We start from the raw sequence: 19,124 nt of genomic DNA, 5'->3' as shown, positions 1-19,124 counted from the left end.
GCGTGTTGTTAGGAACCGGGCTGTGCACGGCGATCCCGCTCGGTTGATTGAGAAATATTAGAATCGTGAGAAATGGGGTCTGATGATTCCCAAAGTTATTCATTATTGCTGGTTCGGAGGCAACCCGCTTCCGCGTACTGCTCGTAAATGCCTTGAATCGTGGAAGAAAGTTTGTCCCGATTTTGAGGTTCAGTGTTGGGATGAGTCTAATTTCGACGTTCATCAGCATCCCTTTGTGGCTTCTGCGTATGATGCGGGCGCATGGGCTTTTGTTTCTGACTGGGCAAGGCTCAAGGTTCTTTATGACAATGGTGGAATATATCTCGATACTGACGTTCAGCTTCTTAAGCCCCTAAATGGGCTGTTGGATAGCCAGTGCTATATAGGGGTCCAACAGTGTGGACATTTGTGTACCACTGGACTCGGCTTTGGCTGTGCCAAGGCGAACCCAGTGGTACATGAGATGCTTGCACAATACAATGAGCTAATTTTTGACTGGGAGCATTCTAAGGATTTAGCCTGCCCTTATTTGAATGATCGTGTAGTACGCTCCCACGGCTACGCGGGGGACGGGTTGGGAGATGTTGAGCGTTTTGACGGATTGACTGTTTATCCTTCACGCTATTTTGATCCTATTGCTCCTGGCGATTCGCTGAATCTCATGTGTGATGAGACTTTGTCCATTTCCCTGTATGCGAATTCATGGGGAAGTCGCTGGGATAAGACCCGACGCTTTCTGATTAATTCATTCGGAGTTGAACGGATAGAGAAAATTAAGAGGACTCTTCATAATGGTTAATTATTCTACAGTGCCTCGGCGGACATCAATAGCAAATAAGAGCATTGCAAGCTTGATTCGTTATTTTGTGTTGATTCCGCTTCTCCTACCGCAGGGCTTGGGTTCTATTATTCCTGGATATAAGACCGTTACGACGCTGTGGGCAATGCTGGCGTTGTATTTTGTTTTGCTCGATATAATATTTCGCGTGTGCCATGGAGAGCTATCTTTAAACATTCCCGCTGGTATAGTAATTTATTTTTTAATGGCTATTTCCGTGACGGTATTATCCAGCAAAGGAGTTGCAAACGGTTTACAAGAACTTCTTTTCTTTCCCGCTGTTTCAGTTTATATGCTGAGTTTATCCGAAGACGAGTTACGAGTATATGCCGTTGCCTGCGCACGTGTTCTGATGGTTCTATTTCTATTGCAATTGCTGGTTCCCTCGTCGCTGTTTGCGGGCCGCTTGCATATGACGATGCTTGGCCATGTGCAGGTTTTTAGTCAGTACGGGCTACTATCTATAACCCTAGCCTGCTTTCTCTATCTAAAAAAATGGGTTAAACCTTCGTTTGCATTTTTGCTTCTTGGCCTTTCTGTTGTTTGCATGGTGACTGCTGACGCAGATTCTGCACACTATGCTTTGTTCGTATTTGCCGTAGTTCTCCTTCTACTCAAAATATGTCCTATTCTGCTTAAGCTGGATTTTCGTATAGTCGTTATCTTTTTTATTGCTTTTAGCATGTTGGTCGTAATGCTAACAATCCGCCGACAGAGTCCGCTCATGGGGACCGATCTTGACTGGACCTTCAGCGGTCGATTGTTTGTCTGGGATTCTGCAGATGCTTTATTTCGCCAGTCGCCCCTCTTTGGTTATGGCGTTGAGAACTCGGTTATTACGACTTTTTGGAGCGCCGGTATGAGCTATGCGCACAATCAGGTAATGCAATGCTTAATCGATGGCGGTATTGTCCTTCTGCTTGCTATGGTCTGGATGCTTTGTTCCATTGCGGGAAAGGTGAACATGATTTTGGATGTGAGCTTTCGGAAAGTGGCGATATCTGTTTTGTGCGCACTTCTTTTCGTGACGGTATTCGATAGCTTTACGCCCTATAGCTACGTTTTTATTATGTTGGCCTTCATTACGCGTGAGGGAATGCTTTCGAGAAAAGGTTGAAAATGAAATTTAGCGCTTTAAAGCAGAAGCTGGCACGATTTTATTACACCAAGAAAATTAAGAATACCGCCGCCGTCTGCGAGGGACGTGTTTATGTTGGTGGCAAGTCTTACGTTACGCATAAGACATATCTTTCGGACAACGTATGCTTCAATGGCATGGCGATGTCGGGTAATGGCAGGATAACAGTTGGTGCCAACTTCCATTCTGGGCCTGGATGTCAAATTATTACCTCCTTTCATGATTATGATCACGATGATGCAATTCCCTACGGCAACCGAATGATCGACAAAGACGTGACAATTGGCGAAAACGTTTGGCTTGGCAATAACGTCATTATTTTAGGTGGGGTCATTATTGGAGAGGGCGCTGTTATCCAAGCGGGCAGTGTTGTCTGTAGAAATATCCCCGCATATTCGATTGCCGGTGGGCATCCTGCCGTTCCGTTTAAGCAGAGAAACGTTGAGCATTACGAGGAGCTCAAGCGGCTTGGCCGATTCCATTAATGCTGAGTTATAAAACGTTGAGTAATACTGGAGTTTTATTTGAATTTCCTTTCTAAATATAGAACGATGTCCGCACCTGCTAAGGCTGCAGTTTGGTTCGTTGTGTGTAATGTTCTGAATAAGGGTCTATCGCTTTTGGCGACGCCCATTCTTACGAGAATAATGTCGACGGATCAATACGGAACATTCAGTGTTTTCCAGTCGTGGGTATCCATCATGACGATATTCTGCACGTTGAACCTTTTCGGAGGTGCGTTCAATCGAGGCAGGCTTGATTTTAAGGCTAATGAGAATCAATTCGAATCTTCGCTTTTAGCACTTTCTTCTGTGCTGACTCTCATCTTTTTCATAATCTTCTGCGTGGCTCCGGAATTTTGGTCTGAAATGATGGGGCTCACGCCGTTCTTGGTGTTTTTGCTCTTTGTAGAAATTGCGCTGAATACTGCTTCTAGTTTTTGGAGCGCGAGACAGCGATTCGAATACCGCTACCGTGCGCTGGTTGCTGTTACCCTGGGGAGCAATATTTTCAGTTTGGGAGCTGGTATCCTTGCCATCTTATGTACCGATGCCAAGGTTGAGGCACGCGTGATAATGGATGTTGTAGCGAAGGGTTTACCGGGCGCTATTCTTATGGTTCTCATCTTTGCGAGAGGCAAATGCTTCTTTAACAAAAAATACTGGAAGTATGGCCTGAGCTTCACTCTTCCACTGCTGCCTCATTTTCTTTCGCACTACGTGTTGAACCAGTCAGACAGGCTGATGATCAGCCAGATGGTGAACAACAGCGCCGCAGCACTTTACAGCGTATCGTACTCTATCGCCATGGCTTTGGTTATCGTCGTTACAGCAATAAACGACTCTTACTGCCCGTACACTTTTCAGGAACTCGATGAAGGCAGAGTCGATGGTGTAAGGAAGAGCGGATACTTAATAATGGCGCTTGTCGCTGCTCTCACTGTGATGGTGATGGCTTTTGCGCCGGAGATTCTTGCCGTATTTGCGGGACCAGAGTATTCGGACGCTGTCGATGTCATACCGCCGTTGTCGGCGTCGGTGTTTTTCATATTCTTTTACTCAATGATGAGCAATTTAGAATACTTCTACAAGAAAACTTCGCTGATCGCTGCGGCATCCATTGGTGCTGCTGTTCTGAACATCTCACTTAATTTGGCACTTATCCCTCTGTTCGGCTATAAAGCTGCGGCATGGACGACTCTCGCTTCGTATATGGCACTTGCTTTCATGCATTGGGCGTTTAGCGCCCGCATTTGCCGCGTAGAGTTGGGCCGGCAGGTCTACTCAGGTAAGTATCTGCTTCTTTCTGTCGCCTTGGTCATCGCTATGACGCTCGGGATGGACGTTGTTTACGGCATAGCCATTGTTCGATATGCCGTGCTCGTTGTGCTTGCTTTCTGTCTCTTTGTCAAGCGTCGTGAGATTCTTACCGTCGTTCGCAGGAAAGGCTAGGCTAGGCCAATGAACCCCTTAACATATCTGAAAGAGAAAGGCCTCCGCAGGGCCTTGCAGGTAATTTGGCTGTTCAAACTGCCAAAGATACAGGTGTCGATTGTCGCGTTGCTGACGCGCGGGCGAACGCTCGAGAACAAGATTGTTATTGAGAGTCACAACGACTTTGACTGTAACGGCGGGGCTCTTTACGACTGGCTTATCGAGAACGGATACAACGATCGAATCAAAATCGTGTGGCGCTTGTACCACGACGCTCCGGCTCATCTTCCCAAGAACGTGAGCTGTGTGTCTGTGTACGGCCCGAGCTGGAAGAAGGCATGGGCAATTTGTACGGCCAAGTGGCTGACGGCGGATTGCACTGTAGCGGATAAGGTCCGCGAAGATCAAGTATCTGTGTATATGACGCACGCTGCGTTTTCTTTGAAGGAGACTAAGGGCTTAGTGGAGGTTTCTCCCTCAGTTGACTATGTACTTGGCTTGACCCCCGAGATGGATGACTATTTCATCGATGAGTGTGGCATCGATGCCGAGAGTACCGAAATTCTTCATCTGGGTTATCCCGATCTTGATAGACTTTTTAGCGGAAGGCACACTAGTGGTTACGCGTCTAATACGCATTCTGCCAAGAAAGTTATCCTTTGGATGCCTACGTTTCGAAAAGGGGTCGCTTATGGCAGGGAAGATTCCAATGCAATTCTCCCTTATGGTGTACCGCTGATTGATAGCGAGAGCCGTCTTATTGATTTGAATGAGCTCTTAGCGAAGCTCAATATGGTACTCGTTGTCAAGCTCCATCCGAAACAAGACGTGTCTTCTATTGGTTTAGACAAATTGGGAAATGTTGTATTGCTCACTGGTGACGCTGTGAGGAAGTCAGCCTTCGATAACTATGATTTGATGCTTGAAGCTTCGGCGTTAATTAGCGACTATTCGGGTGCTGCGTATCAGTACCTGGTGCTCAATCGCCCCCTCGCATTTGTGCTTTCTGATTTAGATGAGTACAAGGTCGGGCTTATCAATCATCCGGAGGACTATATGCCCGGCTCTAAAATCATGACCTACGAAGGCTTGTGCAGCTTTATCAGAGAAGTGGCCGTAGGGTCTGATTGCTATTCCGAAGAGCGAAGGGCATTAAGAAGTAAATTCTATGGGGATTGCGACGCGAGAAGCTGCGAACGGCTTGTGCGTTTTCTCGGCATCCTCTCGGAAGATGAGAAAGACAATGGGTGAGACTATGAATATCGCGGTTATTTTTGCGGGCGGCGTGGGTTCGCGCATGCATTCAAAAGATCTGCCGAAGCAGTTTCTTTGCATTCATGGCGTGCCTATTATTGTGCGCACAGTTCGGCACTTTCAAGAACACCCCATGATCGATGCGATTGTTGTTGTGAGCGGTGCAGAATGGTTGAATTATTGCCGCGGGTTGTTGGACGCAAGCCATATGACGAAGGTTGTCGCAGTGGTGCCGGGCGGTTCTACCGGGCAGGAATCCATTTTCCAGGGCTTATTGGCGGCCGAGAAGATTGCCGATGGAAAGCGCTCCGTAGTGCTCATTCATGATGGGGTGCGTCCGCTTATTAATGCGCAGTTGATTACCGATAATATTAAGTCTGTAGAGGCAACGGGCTCTGCCGTGACTTGTGTGCGAGCCAAGGAGACGGTGCTCGTCGAAGGCGCGGACGGTGCGGTGGATTCGATACCCGATCGCTCCAACCTTAGGTTGGCAAGAGCTCCGCAGAGCTTTTGGCTCGATCAGATATTGGCTGCCCATCGCGATGCCGATGCCGCTGGAAAGCACGATTACATCGATTCAGCTTCTATGATGTTCGAACGGGGATGCGCGTTGACGTCCATCGAGGGACCCGATGAGAACATAAAGGTTACGACGCCCGGGGACTTCTTTTCGCTGCAGGCCATCTTGAACGCCCGCGAGAACGAACAGATTTACGGTATCTAGGAGAGAATGCATGAGATCTGAGCTGCTTGACGGCTTGCTGGCCGGAATTGATGAGAGTTTGTACGAACCTTTCAGAAATAAGACGATCGCGGTGACCGGGGCCACGGGGCTCATTGGCTCACTTGTCTGCAAAGCACTTTTGCTGGCGGATGACCGTATGGGACTGGGGTGCGTAGTCGTTGCGGTAGTTCGCGATGATGCTAAATTGTCATCTGTTCTTCAGGGCTATTCCGAACTTGGGAAACTTGAGGTTGTTAGATGCGACCTTGCTGAAGATGAACCCAGTATCGATGCTGCCGATTTCATCCTTCATGCTGCTGCGGTCACTAAATCGAAGGTAATGGTGCAGTGTCCTGCAGATGTCGCCCTGATGTCGCTACGAGGAACGGAAGCCATGCTAGAGATCGCTCGTAGATCGGGCGCGCGTATGGTGTATGTTTCATCGATGGAGGTTTACGGTACGTTGCCTGACGGGGAAGTGGCAGACGAATCTGCATTGGGTTGGATAGACCTTACAGCTCCTCGCAGCTGCTATCCGGAGTCAAAGCGTATGTGCGAGTGTCTATGTTCAGCTTATGCGGCTCAGTATGGCGTTCAGGCCCTTAGCGCTCGTTTGGCACAGACTTTTGGGGCGGGTGTCTTGCCAGGTGAGAATAGAGCGTTTGCTCAGTTTGCCCGCTCTGCCATGCGCGATGAAAGTATCGTTTTGAGGACTCATGGTCTATCTGAGGGTAATTATGTAAATACAATCGACTGTGTGGCGGGGCTTTTAACTTTACTCGCGCGTGGGGAGGCTGGTCTTTCCTACAACATTGCCAATGAGGAATCTCACGGCACTATTCGATTTGTAGCTGAGCTGGCAAGTGACATTCTTGGTGGCGATAAATGTAATGTTGTAATTGATGTTGACGAGTCAAACTCTGCCGGTTATGCACCTGATGTGCATTTGCGTCTATCTTCTGCACGATTGCGTGGGCTAGGTTGGGAACCCAAGACCGGCCTAGCGGATTCTTTTGCCGAGTTGGGTGCTTATTTACGCGAGCAAGATTAATCTTGTGAGCTGCGAGATCTAGACGTTTCTTATATTCGGCGCAATATGGCTCAGCATCCGAATGGGTTCGAGTTTGCTGTGTGCATTGCCGGAAGGATCGAAACTGATAGTAAACATTTGGCGCTGGCCTTCGGGCTATTTGTGACCGCCTTCAGCATCATCGAGGCTTTTATTAAACTTGGTTTCAAAATTGCATGCATGTCGCCCTTCTTTTTCGTGTCTTTGGTGTGTTCGAACATGAAATAGAAGGGCGATTTTGCACTGGTTCCTTACATGGATAATTTGACCATTTGGACGCGACGTGGCGAAGTGCCTTGGCGACTCTTTAGTCCTCAAATAAATGGGGTGTGTTGAAATTTCCAACACACCCCATTTATTTATGAGCCCTCTCTAAAGGCGACTGACAGAAGGATCCCTTGCATTCATCTCGATTATGTCCACAAGGGAACCTACCCAGAACAGGCCGACCACCAGCAAAGTCTGACCCATCGAGATTAGCGTGATGGCAACACCATACAACGAAGTGAACGACTTCTAAGTAGCTGTACTGCGCAGAATCTAACGAGCTGCCGTCTTCCCGAACAGCTCTTTCCAGTCACAGGCGGCAAGAACGGTGCCCGCGAGAATGAGAACGCAGCAGCCGATCTCGAGAGGCTCGGGGACATTGCCGAGGGCAATTCCCAGGATGACCGCCCAAGCTGAGTAGGAAATATTGAGTGCCATGCCTCTTGCCGCGCCGATCTTGGAGATGGCCTTGTAGTAGAAGAGGTACGATGCCACGCCGGCGAGTGCCGAAAGGGCGACGGTGCCCGTCGCCATGGTGGGCGCCGCCTGTGCGGCAAAGCCCCATGCTCCGAATACTGGGAGAACGATCAAGGCGTAGACAAGGCCGGAAGTCATCTCCCTGATCTGCAGCGCGGTTTCGTCGTCGACGCTATCGCCCTTCATGCCCCAGGCGCAGAACACCGCTTCGGAACCCCAGCCGACGACGCACAGGAGCGCGCAGGCTATGCCGAGTACGGGGTTGGTCATTGCGTCAGAACCGAGTGCGCCCGCGCTCATTCCGATAATGCCAAGGAGTGCCGCCGCCAGCGCAACCATGCGCGGGACGGTTACCTTCTCCTTGAGGACTATCGCGGCGAGCAACGTTCCGAATGCCGGATAGAAGGCGGAAATAACCGCAGTGTAGGAGGGCCCGATGAGGTTGATGGCCATTACGTAGCCACTCATGCCGATGGGGCCGCCCAGCAAGGCGCCGACTGCCACGACCAAGCCGTCTCGGGTTTTAATTGCAGCCAGGGCCTTTCCGAGTTGACCCCTGATGGCGGAATAGATCGTCATCCAGAGGGCGCAGAGGATGTCGTGGAATGCGGAGCTCACGATCGCGGCGAAGGCGATGGCGGCTGCGGTTCCATCGGAAAACGGGGACATCGCGAGGGCTATCGAGAGCACAGTAGTGTCCAGTGCCCAAAGAGCACCGCTGAGTATGCCGTAATGCATAGTTTCTTCTCTTTTCTTGTTTGCCAAAGTGACTGGTTTACTTACTTACCGGACTTCTCGTATAGCTCAAGGGCCTTCTTGAGGTAGGTCTTGCCGTAGCGGTAGTAGATGTGGGACCACTCGCCGACATTGTCGCCCTCGGCTTCCTTTAACAGGGCCCAGGCGTACCAGCACCAGCCCGCCATGCCGACCTGGCCCAAGTTATGGCGCCATTCCGCGTCGGTGGGCGTGCGGCCGAAGTAGTGGGTGAGTGCGCTGCGCATCTCGTCCTCGGAGAGCTGCTCGCAGACGCAGAACGTCCCGAAGTCGTTGGCGTAGTCGCTCATGCCGGCGTATTCCCAGTCAATAAGGTCGACATGGCCATCTTCGCTTACCAGGAAGTTGAGGCCGAAGAAGTCGTTGTGGCACAGGACGGGATCACCCCCATCTGCGAGAAGCATGTCGTTGAGCTTCGTTGCCTGCGCTTCCATCTCGGGCCAGTCCTGCACATCGATGCGCCCGCGTTCTAAGATGGCTCGCTCGTAGCCTTTACCTTCCTCGTAAAAGCTGAATGCACGCTCGACCTGGGCACCGCTCTCATGGAGCCTACGCGCCATCTGCATGGCCTGTGCAAGCTGGGCATCGTCGTGTGCATCGAGGTTCCTGTAGTTCGTCACGAAACGGGAGACTTTCCAGCCGCGACGGGGGTTCTCGAACACGAAGGTGGAGTCGAGGCCGAGATTTCGCGCCGTCTCCAGCGCAGTTTTCTCTGCCTTGCGGTCCACGAGGAGCTCGGTGCCCACGCCGGGATGGCGGTAGACCCATTCGCCATCATCGGTCGTAAAGTGGCAGCTGAGGTTGGTAAGTCCCTGCTTGAGCGGGTAGACATTTCTGATTTCGGACTTGTCGCATCCAAGAACCGCAACGATGTTGTCGAAGATCTCGGAGTCGAGATTCTCCAGGAATAGGGGGTCGAAATCGCGCAGCTCATCGAGTGAGTCAAACTCATGGATGATGGGCGGGTCGTACTTGCGAATTCGCATGTCAAGCTCGCCGATGTGCTCGGCATAGAGATCCTCCCAGAGCTTGTCTTGCGTCTGGGGGAGGTCGTACTCGTCTTCCAGGATCTGGCGGAAGCGAGCGGAGAACTCGCGGTCGAAGTAGGCGTGGCCGATCATGTACCATGCATCGGAGCCGCCGACGCTTACCTTGGTAATGCGATCGTGGGAGCCCGTCTCGAGGCACCATTCAGCAGTTTGCCCCTGGTTGTACTCGGCTGAGTAGTAGGCCTTCCAGACATGGTCCGTGAAGGGGTTTTCCTCAAAGTAATTATCCGAGGAGCAGATATAGGTGTTTTCGAGCAGTTCTCGCACGAGCATGAGTGAGGAGTTGTTGTTGCGTTCGGCGTAGGCGCGATTGACGACGATATTCACGCCGTACTTGTCCTCGAGATAGTAGAAGGACTCCTTTTTGTAGCCGACGACCACGACGATGTCGAGGATTCCCGCCTCGTGCAGCTGTTCAATCTGGCGTTCGATGAGGACTTCGCCGCGAACCTTGAGAAGGCCCTTGGGGCGCTCATAGGAGATGGGTGCGAAGCGGCTGGAGAGGCCTGCCGCGAGGATGACGGCATTGTCCACGGCGTATGGCTTTAGCGCGGTCATGCCCTTGGGCGTCAAGCGCGCGCCCTCTATGAGTCCGGCTTCCGAGAGGTCCTTGACGGCGGCATTTGCGGTTGCAAGGCCAATACCGCATTGATCGGCGAGATCCCTCTGCGTAATGCCCGGGTGCTTGCTCAGGGCATATAGTGCGTTGAATTGCTTATGGGTTAGCTGCATGAATTACTCCCTTGTTCGACTGTTTGAGATAATAGACTAAAACCGAACAAATGGAACTGATTTTGTTCGAATTCATATATTTGCAAAGAATTTCCGAACAGATGGGGCTAGCCGATACTTTATATAGCTATTTTTGAGCGGCTGGTATCCACTTGCCTGTTTTATCTACGTAATAGGAGCCTATCCAGCAATCGGTTGCGATCGATCTGTCGGCTTGGACGTAGTACCAGTCGTCCTTAAGTTGCATCCATCCAGATGGGGCTAGTCTTCCGGATTCTGTGAGGTAGTAGCGCTTTCCCGAGACTTCCTGCCATCCGGTTAGCATGGATTCGTCGTTTCCGAGCAGATACCTTGCTCCGCTGACTTCTCGCCAGCCGGTTGCGGCCGAGCCGTCATCCTCGATGTAGAACCAGGTTCCGTCCAGAAGGAGCCAGCCGGGTGCGACAAGTTTTCCTGAATCGGTCAGATAGTACCGCTTCCCGGACAGCTCCTGCCAGCCTGTCAACATCTCGCCTTTATTATTGAATAGATACCAGGAGTTGTTTACTTTGTGCCAACCTGTTGCGACCTCGCCGTCATTGACTACGTAGTACCAGATGCCGTCAAGCCGCAGCCAACCCTTGGCGGCAGACCTGCCTGAGCTCGTGAGGAGGTGATGCTTCCCGTCTATTTCCTTCCAGCCAGTTGCCATGGCGCCGTCGTCTTCAAAGTAATAACGCGCGCCGTCGATTGTTTGCCAACCGGTTGCGGCCGACCCGTCGCCCTCGATGTAGAACCAGGTTCCGCCTAGAAGGAGCCAGCCGGGTGATGCCAGCTTTCCTGAATCGGCCAGATAGTATAACTTTCCGGACACCTCCCGCCAGCCCGTCGCCATCTCGCCCTTGTCGTCGAACAGATACCATGCGTTATTGACTTTGCGCCATCCGGTTGCAACCTCGCCGTCATCGATTACGTAGTACCAGGTGCCGTTGAGTAGTAACCAGCCCTTCGCGGCCGGACTGCCCGAGCACGTGAGGAGGTGGCGCTTTCCGCCGATTACAGTCCAGCCGGTTGCCATGGCGCCACTATCTTCAAAGTAGTAGCGAGAGCCGTCGATTGTTCGCCAGCCGGTTGCGTACGATCCGTCAGCGTTAAGGTAATACCAGATGCTATTCTCTAATCGCCACCCTTTGGGTGTTGTTGACGTGTATTTGGCTTCAAAGTCGTAGAATGCGGCCCATTTGCTGCTCGATTGGGTGGATACGTCGGAAGTCGCGGTGAGATTTACCTTGGCGTTGTTCGTCTTCCATTCCCTCTGATTCATCGCATAAGCAACAATCCCATTTTGAATCCCCGAGATGCTGGGCGGAAACGACTGGTTGTCGGCATCAATGGAAAAGCTCTCTTCCCTAGCATTCAAGTGCTGCTGAATGCGGTCGGCATACTTCTCGGCCCATTCATCGGCCTTGCCATTCCGCACAAAGTAATTGTTTGACAGGTCGGTCGAGCGGTATGCGTAGCCGTCCTTCTGGTAGTTAGCCGTGTGGTCGGAGTGGGCGATTGCCATGAGCTCGTCGGTCAGGCCAAAGTACAGATGGCGCTGGTCAAGGTCTCCGTACCAGTTGTCGCTGGTGTCGTCCCAGGTTAGGTCCATCTGGCACCATTTGCCGTCGATCTTTACGGCGTTCCAGGTGTGGCCGTTGCCGGTGATGCGCCCGTTGGCGATGCCCGCAGCGTCAAGGAGCTTGGAGTAGATGCGCTGGTAGCTCTCGCAGGTACCCTGGTGGCGCGTGAGGCCGCTTTCGGCCGAGCACCAGTTGAGGCTGTGGTCGTACTCCAGCTGGTCGAGCGTCCAGTCGTGGAGCCACAGGGCGCGGGCGTAGTCGGACCCGTCGGTATCGGCGCTGCATTTGTCGACTGCGGACTTCACGATGGCGCTGACCGCCGGATAGGCGTCGTCGTTCGCGCTCGCAAACACGTTTGAGCGCAGATAGTACACGCCGGCCGCCTTATCCATCAGGTAAAAGCGCAGGTAATAGGTGCCGCTAGCGGTCATTTCGAACTGGTAGTCGTGCGATGTGCATTCGCCGGTGTATTGCTGCCACTGGTTACGGCTGGGGTCGGCAACGCTTTCGCTGCTACCGTCGGGATCCATATACGTCGGTGCGTCCATGCGGAATTGGTACGCACCGCTTCCGCCCGTCGCAGTCACATGGAACGTGGTCTCCTGGCCGAGCCTCGGGTCGTTCCATTGGACGGTGAGCGTGATGTCGCCGCTTTGCGCGGTGGTGCTGTGCTGGTAGTTCGCGGCCGCGTTCGCCGGTTTGATTTCAAATGGGATCGCGCAGGTGCCGCTGTAGTTCTGGTCGTCGGCGGTCACAACGGCGGTCGCCTGACCGATGGCTACGTTGTTCTCGTAGGCGACAGTGTACTGGTCGCTCGGCACGGTCGACGACGTGACGGTGGGCATCACGGGATTGCCCGTGTAGCGAATGTCGGTGTCCTCGATACTGAACATGCTGGCGTCGATCGGCTGCGTTGCGTTGGCCGTTACATTGGTGCCGGAGGCGGCGCTGATTTGATCGTTTGCCCGGGCTTGGCCCGACGTGGTTTCGGCTGGGCTCTCGTTAGGTTTGCCGGCGCTTTGCGCGGCGGGTTCTGGCGCACTGGCGATTTCGGCAAGCGCGGGTGACGGGATAAAACCAACCGTCATTACGAGCGAGAGCGCGATGGAAAGGACGCAGGAGGCAGGCTTACGCATGACGGCCCCTTTTCTGTAATCGGAACAGGTACGATTCTGCAAGCGTACCGGCATTTAATATGAGCAGGACATTGTCAAGAGGCAAAATCGGGCCTGGCCCCAACGATATGGGGTCAGGCCCTCTCCCTATATCAACCCGTCCGCGGCGACCTCGGCGTGTCTTACCGACGCTCGTCTTTGCAGTTTAATATCCGCCCGTGGCGATCTCTCGCTGGGCAATCCGTTGCTACGGCTGAGGCTTCTACGTCGAACCGACAGTCTGTGCACGCGTGTGGCGCCCTGGGCGCTCGCAGAAAAGGGACCTGAGGTTCGCCTCAACGGCTTCGGATCGAACCGCTTCCGGGGTGACTGGCTTATGTGCGGGGGACCGCCCCCCCTACGCCTCCTCGGCCATGAGGCCGACCGCCCACACCCAGCAGGCGAGCTCGCGCGCCGTGGCCACGTTCGCCTTGTTGCCGTGGACCCCGCGCGCGAGCAGCGCCTCCCGCCTCTCGACCAGCCTCCGCACGCCCTTGGCGGCATGCCTCCGGGCGCCCCGGTCCGGGGCCTGGCCCTTGGCGAGGTCCTTCGGCCGCCCCGAGCACGTCAGGTAGTGCCACGCGGCCTCGACCAGCGTCTTCCTCAGGTGCTTGTTGCCGGTCTTGGTGATCGCGCCCCTGCGGTCGCTCTCCCCGCTGGAGTGCTCGGAGGGCGTCAGGCCGACCCACGCGGCGAACGAGCGGGCGTTCCTGAACCTGGAGAACTCGCCGGCCTCGAACACGAGGTCGGCGGCGGAAGCGGTGTCGACGCCCTTGAGGCAGCGCAGGGAGTCGACCCTCCTCCTCCACCTGGGCTTGCGGGCCTCGCCCTCGACGAGCCCCTCGAGCCTCGCCTTCTCCTCCGCCGCCCGCCTGACCGCGTCGACGTAGTAGGCGAGCACCTCCTCGTCGGCCCCCTCCGCGAACCTAATCGACTCGATCCAGGACCAGTGCGCCCGGGTCCAGTTGCCCTTCCTGCGGCCGGTGGGCGTCCTCTCGTCGAAGGCGAGCCCGTGCCTGAGCAGGAACTTGGAGAGCCGCTGCTTCGCGCGCGAGAGGTCGTCCCTCGCGTCCTCGAGCGCCCTGGTCAGGTCGCGGGCGGCCTCGCACTCGTCGTCGGGGACTCACACCTCGACGACGTTGCCGACCGACAGCATGCGGGCGAGGAACTCGGCGTCGTTGCGGTCGTTCTTCCTGCGCCTGTCCGCGCTGGGCTTGATCATCTTCGAGACGGCGCCGACCACGCAGTCGACCCCCAGGCCGGAGAGCCTCTTCTGCAGGTCGAAGCCCGTGACCCCGGACTCGTACACGCACCTGGCCCCGGGGTCCACGGAGCGGACCCACTCCGCGACGGCGCCGGCGTCGTAGCCGAAGGTCGCGGCGCGCACCTCCCCGGTCATGACGTCGAGGGAGACTGCCTTTATCGAGCGGGCGTGGACGTCGAGGCCGACGAAGGTGGTAGTATCGAGCATGGGAGCCCCTTCCATGAATGCGGCGTGGCCGCCGCGGCTGAATTAGACACTCACCATTGTCGGCCTAATCCGCGGTCTTTCATGCAGCAGGGGCTCTCAATGTTTTTATGTCCTGCTCATATCGTCTGTAATCGGAACAGGTACGATTCTGCAAGCGTACCGGCATTTCAACGATTGCAGTATAAACGAAAAACCGCAGGTTGTAGACGAGTTTGGCGTGTTTCAAGGGCGCGGTAAGCATTTGCCGTTCCAAGCGATGTTGCGAACGCAGACTGGTGATTGCTTGCTGGCTTGTGGTGGTGTTTGGGTTGCTAAGCGAGGGCTGCTTGTTGCGTGGGTTGGTTTTATTGGTGTGGGTTTGGACACTGTATGGAGATGACGATGGCTGGAGCGGGGTAGGGAGTTGTGACGCGGATTGGGGATGCTGGGTGGCTGGCCGATTGCGTGCAACGGCCTAACGCGTTGTTTGCGGTGCACGGCCAATAGATCTCTGTAGGGGGCCTACCCAACGTAAGGCGTCTGAAGGCATTTCCCTGGAAGCTCGGGCTTCCTGGATATCTTGGCGATTAAGATGCGCCCCATGCTCAGCCGGCATATAGAATGGACTGTGGACGTGACGATTGCCTGCTGCTGACATGTTGGTTAATCGACGATGATGGCAGCGACGGAGATTGATTGGGGCAGTCGGCATGTTCGCGAGCGAAAAGGCGGCCCTGCTCGGCGATGTGCCGACTTTTATTGTAGCGAAGGCGTTGGTGACGCCGAGAGGCGGCAAGGCCGACAAAACTATTGCGAAGGCAAGGGATCAACATGGCATTTGAAGCACGTCAGAGTACGGTTGGAAAGCTGCTTAATGACTCAATCTATAGAATCCCTCGCAATCAGCGCGCTTACGTGTGGGATGAGCATAACTGGAAAGATCTATTCGAAGACATCAAGCTTGTGACAGAGGAAGTTGCTACGTCGCATTTCATCGGTTCGATAGTGCTGATGGAGGAAGAAGAAGAAGACAGCCTCGGGGTTTTTACAATAATTGATGGTCAACAAAGAGTTATTACCCTAACGCTCTTGCTGTCTAGCCTCATGTTCGCTTTCAAGAAAAGGAATATGATTAACCACGCTAATGGCACAAAAAAATATCTAGTGGCGATAGATACTAAGGATGTTGAGCACGCGATCGTCGCTCCGGAGAATCATTTATCATTAACGAGGATCGTCGAAGGAGTAATTGCTATCTCTCCTGAAGATGCGGCTGCCATGTCTGCTGTGGCTTTCTCGAAGAGCAAACGCGCGTCCGGATCAAAAGACGAACTGATCGTTAAAGCCTTCCAATATTTCAGTGCAAGTTTCGCCAAGATGAAGGATGAGGAGTTGCTGGCCTTCAGGGATGCGGTCATTTCTGTCGCATATGTAAACATCAAATCATCGTCTGAGGAAGATTCGTACACAATATTCGAAATATTGAATGCGCGAGGTATCGAGCTTGAGGACCATGAGCTTCTGAAGAACTATATTATGCGCTATATCCATCCTATAGAAAAGCGCGATGATGCAAAACAGGTATGGTCGGAAATTGAAGCAACAGTCGGCTCGAACATGAAAGCTTTTTTGCGTCACTACGCAATTCAAAAATATCGCCTAGGACAAGGCGACAAGGATGGAGCATATAAGAAAATAAGGGATTTTACGGATCCAAAGAAGGCTGCTGATCTTCTCTATGATTTAAGGCTAAAAGCCGGATATTATGCAGAGATTGTCGAGCCAACCAGCGATGACAGAAATGCGGAAATCTTGAGTTTCTTAAGAACACACAATGTCCGCGTCTTCAGGCCGCTTCTTATGAGTTTAATGCACGCTCGCGAAATAGAGCAGCTAACGAGCGAGCAGTATGATGATGCGATTGGATTTATTTACCGGTTCTATATTTGCTATAAGATAATCGGGGGAATGGAGTCGAACCACCTATCGGATTCGATCGTGAAACACTCATACGCAATCGAGTTGAACTGCACCCAGCAAGTGTTAGATGAGTGGAAAAATAGTTTTAACGAAAAACTGCCTTCAGAAGAAACATTTCGAATTAATCTCCTTTCGCTTGGATGGTCTCATTCGTGGCCGTTGTATAGCGAAACAAAGTTGAAGGATCGCTGCAAGTTGGTCCTTGCCTTGCTCGAGGAGCTTAAGTCTGGTGTTAGGGTTTCTGAGGCATTCACAATAGAGCACATTCTTCCGGATTCGCAGGCTCAGGAAAACTCGATTATTGGGAACTTGCTCATGCTAGAAGAGCGACTTAACGCGAAATGTAAAGACAAATCGCTTAAGGAAAAGCTGCCCATATACGCTGAATCGCGTTATGCCACTACAAGAGCTTTTGCTAAACGCTATGCGAATGGTTGTTTTGACGTTAAGAAGCGCGTTGATTTTATCGCGAAAGATTTGTTTGAAATGGTCATCCACTAGCTTGCACCGCGCGGCCGCGGCGCTTGAGCTCGTCAAGAAGTGCATCGACCCGGCGATAAGGCGGCAGGCCGAAGGGTTCGAATGGGATCCGAAAGCGCTGGAGTAGGCTCTCGCCTGGCCATAGGAAAGGTAAGGGTGGAAACCGATGGCGGACAAGGAGCGACCAAGGTGAACGAGGATGACATCATCGGCGTCGTGAGGGAGTACATCGAGGACAAGGAGAACTCGTACGCCCTCATGCTTACCGGGGAATGGGGATGCGGGAAAACCTACTTTGTCGAGCACGCACTGACCGAGAAGCTGGAGGAGGATGAGAGCCGGCATCCCGTCGTGGTGGCGTCCGCCTACGGCGCCAAGGACTTAGCGGAGCTCTGCGGGGCGATTGAGTCTGGTTTCATCTCGAAATACGCCATAGGGTGCGCGGCCGGCGGGGAGAGGGGCAGGTGGGATTCACTCGTCGGGTTCGCCAAGGACACGGGAATATCGTTCCTCGGGAAAAAAATCAGGGAGCTGGAGAAGAAGGCGGGCGTCGATCTCAAGATGGCGCCGCTGAATGCCGTGAACCTCATCATCGGCCCCGAGACCCTCCTCGTCATAGACGACGTGGAGAGGTGCGACATGGGCATTCGCGAGCTGCTCGGGGCGGTCGACCACCTCGTCGTTGGCTGCAGGAAGAAGGTCCTCCTCGTCTGCAACGAGGATGAGTGGAGGAAAGGGCTAGGACCGAAGGGGGAGAAGGGGACGACCAGGGAGTACGAGAGCCTCATCGAGAAGACCGTCTGGCGGAAGTGCCGGTTCAGGCCCTCGGTCGGCTCGGTTGTGGAACGCGTTCTGGGAGGCGTGCTGGGCGGCATCTACCCAGGCGCGCTCGAGGACGCCGTTTCGGCGATTGAAGGAAGCGAATCGCCGAACTTGCGATCCCTCAGCAAGATGCGCCCCGTGCTGGTCGGGATGAAGGAATCCGGGTTCTTCGCTGAACCCACCGACCCGGAGTCTGCCAGGGCAGTTTTCAAAGAGGCTTTCGGCTTTGCAGCGGGGGCGGCGAAGGGGATGCGCATCGGGCCTCCGTCAAGCCGGGAGGATTCCATCCTTAGGGGTGGCATTTTCGAGTCGCGCCGGCTCAAATACGCCGCTCTGGACTTCATCCCCCGCTTTTTCGAGAGGTGTGAGGGGGTCGATTCCAAGCATGTTCGTTCCTGCCTGGAAGATTACCTTGCGACCTTTCATCCCGACGGGCCGGCCGCGCGGAAAGCTATTGAATGTATCGAAGGCATCAGACACGCCACTTTCCGCGATGCCGATGTCCTTGGCATGGTGGAGACTTTAGTCGCCGGGATTGTCCCCGGGGACGGGAGCCGCGGCTTGTCGTTCGACGTCTATCCCGACGTCCTGCGTGCCGTCAAAGGCATTGCGGGGGAATTTGCTGACGCCTTTCCCGAAGGGGTCGCGCCGCTCGTCAAGGCGATGGAATCCTCCATTGGACGGGATCCCGAGTCTGCAGTGAGGTCAATCGGAAAGAATCGAGTCGAATGGCAGGAGATCCCTTTCGACTCGAGCGAAGCGCATGAGATTCCGGCTTTGGAGGAGGTCGACAGGCTGAGGGAGCTCGCCTTGACGACGCTACGCGAACGGGAGTCGGAGTCTCTTGGCAACGTCCTGATAAACGCCCCCGACCAATTCGCGACGAAGCTCTATCTGGCTTTCTCGAAATCAGATGACTGGTCGGAACCCATCCTGTCGCTCATTTCCCTCGACACTTCCCTCCTCGCGAGGGCGATGGAGAAGATGCCTCCCGAAGATATTCGGCTTGTGCACAGTGTCCTTTTTCCGGGCGACCACATGAGGTCGTGCACGGCCTCGCTCGAGGGCGAGGACAGGAAGGCCCTCGTAGCTTGGGCCAAGAGGCTCGGATCGGAGATCGGCAAGGTCGAGACCATGGAGTATTACCAAAGGATCTATTTCGACGCCATATCCAAGAGTCTCGAATGTCTTGCCGATATCTAGGATCCGCAGCTGTTGCCAAGTTGAAACGTGGCTTAGGATTTGCAGAAATCTTCTAATGGCAGTCTTACGACAAGGACGAGGATGCCCTAATGCCTTGCCCAGGCTCCATCCAGCTCCGCCGCGCAGCTCTCGAACACGCACCTAACGGCGGCCATTTCCGACGGGGTCACGCGCC

15 protein-coding genes are annotated in these 19,124 nt (G+C 53.8%); 10 read left to right on the top strand and 5 right to left on the bottom strand.

What is annotated here, in order from left to right:
• Nucleotides 1–82: 82 nt before the first annotated feature.
• The 7 genes from DWY05_RS02515 (at nt 83) to DWY05_RS02485 (ending at nt 6,939) form a co-directional block, all read left to right on the top strand.
• Nucleotides 83–799 (top strand): glycosyltransferase family 32 protein, encoded by a 717-nt coding sequence (locus DWY05_RS02515; protein WP_117820312.1) that lies wholly within the window; start codon nt 83–85, stop codon nt 797–799.
• Nucleotides 792–1,955, top strand: a complete 1,164-nt coding sequence (locus tag DWY05_RS02510; protein ID WP_117820311.1) for an O-antigen ligase — start codon at nt 792–794, stop codon at nt 1,953–1,955. Before DWY05_RS02515 ends, DWY05_RS02510 begins: the two co-directional genes overlap by 8 nt.
• A 2-nt stretch (nt 1,956–1,957) precedes the next feature.
• Nucleotides 1,958–2,461: a DapH/DapD/GlmU-related protein gene (locus DWY05_RS02505; protein WP_117820310.1), complete on the top strand. Its 504-nt coding sequence runs from the start codon at nt 1,958–1,960 to the stop codon at nt 2,459–2,461.
• A 66-nt stretch (nt 2,462–2,527) separates the two neighbouring features.
• Entirely contained in the window at nt 2,528–3,928 is a 1,401-nt protein-coding gene (locus DWY05_RS02500) for a lipopolysaccharide biosynthesis protein (protein WP_117820309.1), read from the top strand.
• Between the two features lie 93 nt (nt 3,929–4,021).
• The gene (locus tag DWY05_RS02495) at nt 4,022–5,161 is read left to right on the top strand and encodes a CDP-glycerol glycerophosphotransferase family protein (RefSeq protein WP_158558664.1); all 1,140 of its coding nucleotides are present in this window, start codon (nt 4,022–4,024) and stop codon (nt 5,159–5,161) included.
• 4 nt (nt 5,162–5,165) lie between these two features.
• Nucleotides 5,166–5,888 carry a 2-C-methyl-D-erythritol 4-phosphate cytidylyltransferase gene (locus DWY05_RS02490; protein ID WP_117820399.1) on the top strand — a complete coding sequence of 241 codons (723 nt, stop codon included), beginning with the start codon at nt 5,166–5,168 and terminating at the stop codon, nt 5,886–5,888.
• 10 nt (nt 5,889–5,898) lie between these two features.
• Nucleotides 5,899–6,939, top strand: a complete 1,041-nt coding sequence (locus tag DWY05_RS02485) for an NAD(P)-dependent oxidoreductase (protein ID WP_117820307.1) — start codon at nt 5,899–5,901, stop codon at nt 6,937–6,939.
• A gap of 558 nt (nt 6,940–7,497) precedes the next feature.
• On the opposite strand, the gene DWY05_RS02475 is transcribed toward DWY05_RS02485, so the two are convergent.
• From DWY05_RS02475 to DWY05_RS10075, 5 genes are all read right to left on the bottom strand, one after another.
• Nucleotides 7,498–8,439 (bottom strand): DMT family transporter, encoded by a 942-nt coding sequence (locus DWY05_RS02475; RefSeq protein WP_117820305.1) that lies wholly within the window; start codon nt 8,437–8,439, stop codon nt 7,498–7,500.
• Between the two features lie 41 nt (nt 8,440–8,480).
• Complete coding sequence (locus DWY05_RS02470) at nt 8,481–10,256, bottom strand: phosphotransferase (RefSeq protein ID WP_117820304.1); 1,776 nt, start codon at nt 10,254–10,256, stop codon at nt 8,481–8,483.
• 127 nt (nt 10,257–10,383) lie between these two features.
• On the bottom strand, nt 10,384–12,996 hold the full coding sequence (locus DWY05_RS02465) for a transglutaminase domain-containing protein (RefSeq protein ID WP_117820303.1): 2,613 nt from the start codon (nt 12,994–12,996) through the stop codon (nt 10,384–10,386).
• Nucleotides 12,997–13,372: 376 nt separating this feature from the next.
• A complete protein-coding gene (locus DWY05_RS10080; protein WP_233503957.1) occupies nt 13,373–13,915 on the bottom strand; it encodes a transposase in 543 nt (180 codons plus the stop codon).
• A 222-nt stretch (nt 13,916–14,137) separates the two neighbouring features.
• Entirely contained in the window at nt 14,138–14,485 is a 348-nt protein-coding gene (locus DWY05_RS10075; protein ID WP_233503955.1) for a hypothetical protein, read from the bottom strand.
• 689 nt (nt 14,486–15,174) lie between these two features.
• On the opposite strand from DWY05_RS10075, the gene DWY05_RS10165 reads away from it, so the two are divergent.
• From DWY05_RS10165 to DWY05_RS02450, 3 genes are all read left to right on the top strand, one after another.
• Nucleotides 15,175–15,306, top strand: coding sequence for a hypothetical protein (locus DWY05_RS10165; protein ID WP_255413097.1), 132 nt, complete (start codon nt 15,175–15,177; stop codon nt 15,304–15,306).
• Nucleotides 15,296–16,945, top strand: coding sequence for a DUF262 domain-containing protein (locus DWY05_RS02455; RefSeq protein WP_117820302.1), 1,650 nt, complete (start codon nt 15,296–15,298; stop codon nt 16,943–16,945). Before DWY05_RS10165 ends, DWY05_RS02455 begins: the two co-directional genes overlap by 11 nt.
• A gap of 168 nt (nt 16,946–17,113) precedes the next feature.
• Nucleotides 17,114–18,949, top strand: coding sequence for a P-loop NTPase fold protein (locus DWY05_RS02450; RefSeq protein WP_158558663.1), 1,836 nt, complete (start codon nt 17,114–17,116; stop codon nt 18,947–18,949).
• The last annotated feature ends 175 nt before the right edge of the window (nt 18,950–19,124 follow it).

It is taken from the genome of Collinsella sp. AF23-4AC (assembly GCF_003462685.1).
Classification (GTDB): Bacteria; Actinomycetota; Coriobacteriia; order Coriobacteriales; family Coriobacteriaceae; genus Collinsella.
Note: the sequence above shows the minus strand (reverse complement) of the source record. Positions and strands in the feature narration are given on the sequence as shown.

Coding starts and splice junctions, on each gene's coding strand:
- DWY05_RS02515 (WP_117820312.1), top strand. CDS start 83: ATGATTCCCAAAGTTATTCATTATTGCTGGTTCGGAGGCAACCCGCTT.
- DWY05_RS02510 (WP_117820311.1), top strand. CDS start 792: ATGGTTAATTATTCTACAGTGCCTCGGCGGACATCAATAGCAAATAAG.
- DWY05_RS02505 (WP_117820310.1), top strand. CDS start 1,958: ATGAAATTTAGCGCTTTAAAGCAGAAGCTGGCACGATTTTATTACACC.
- DWY05_RS02500 (WP_117820309.1), top strand. CDS start 2,528: ATGTCCGCACCTGCTAAGGCTGCAGTTTGGTTCGTTGTGTGTAATGTT.
- DWY05_RS02490 (WP_117820399.1), top strand. CDS start 5,166: ATGAATATCGCGGTTATTTTTGCGGGCGGCGTGGGTTCGCGCATGCAT.
- DWY05_RS02485 (WP_117820307.1), top strand. CDS start 5,899: ATGAGATCTGAGCTGCTTGACGGCTTGCTGGCCGGAATTGATGAGAGT.
- DWY05_RS02475 (WP_117820305.1), bottom strand. CDS start 8,439: ATGCATTACGGCATACTCAGCGGTGCTCTTTGGGCACTGGACACTACT.
- DWY05_RS02470 (WP_117820304.1), bottom strand. CDS start 10,256: ATGCAGCTAACCCATAAGCAATTCAACGCACTATATGCCCTGAGCAAG.
- DWY05_RS02465 (WP_117820303.1), bottom strand. CDS start 12,996: ATGCGTAAGCCTGCCTCCTGCGTCCTTTCCATCGCGCTCTCGCTCGTA.
- DWY05_RS10075 (WP_233503955.1), bottom strand. CDS start 14,485: ATGCTCGATACTACCACCTTCGTCGGCCTCGACGTCCACGCCCGCTCG.
- DWY05_RS10165 (WP_255413097.1), top strand. CDS start 15,175: ATGTTCGCGAGCGAAAAGGCGGCCCTGCTCGGCGATGTGCCGACTTTT.
- DWY05_RS02455 (WP_117820302.1), top strand. CDS start 15,296: ATGGCATTTGAAGCACGTCAGAGTACGGTTGGAAAGCTGCTTAATGAC.